We start from the raw sequence: 620 nt of genomic DNA, 5'->3' as shown, positions 1-620 counted from the left end.
ATCAATTCCCCAACTATCCGCTTCTGATTGTAAACGTCCATCAATTCATATTGAACGTGAAACCGACGCCCGGCGGCATCCGAGCTAATCTGACCGACCAACACAAAACTTTGCCCGAGCATCTTCCAGTCGCGAAAATGCACGTCCGTCGACTGATCTGGCAAGCTGAGCATTTTGTTTGTAGGTAAGGTTACGAAATCACCGCTACGAAGCAAATTCGCATCGATAATCCTTGCCACATCTGCAGATAACGGCTGGTTAGTTCGATTGGTAAAAGGAACCACCGATATAGGAACCGCATCATCAGACCCCTTGGTAATCTCAATTAATAGCTCTGCACGAACACTCGCCGAGAGAGTGAGCGCCACGAATACAAGAAACTTAACTAAATACATAATATTCCGTTTAATCAGACGGTTTAAAGCTCATTTGGAAGCTACGAAAGTACTTTTCGAAAAAAGCTGGCTCCGTAGGAACCTCAAATTTATTCACTGCCCGTACAGCCCGCACAGCACTTTCATCAAGCGCAGAGTTACCGCTTGAGTTAATAATCGAAACCTTGGATAACTCTCCTGAAGGAAAAAGCTCGATGCGTAACAAAACGCTAGAACCTCCGCTAT

General features: G+C 45.3%; 1 protein-coding gene and 1 pseudogene. Both read right to left on the bottom strand.

The annotated features are described in order from the left end of the window. Window positions 1–395 (bottom strand): annotated as a pseudogene (locus A3751_RS17500) (Tol-Pal system protein TolB); the annotation flags it as partial. A gap of 10 nt (window positions 396–405) precedes the next feature. Further along, window positions 406–620: cell envelope integrity protein TolA (locus tag A3751_RS17495; protein WP_156492582.1), on the bottom strand; the 215-nt coding region annotated here is incomplete at its 5' end.

Source organism: Oleiphilus sp. HI0080, from assembly GCF_001635135.1.
Note: the sequence above shows the minus strand (reverse complement) of the source record. Positions and strands in the feature narration are given on the sequence as shown.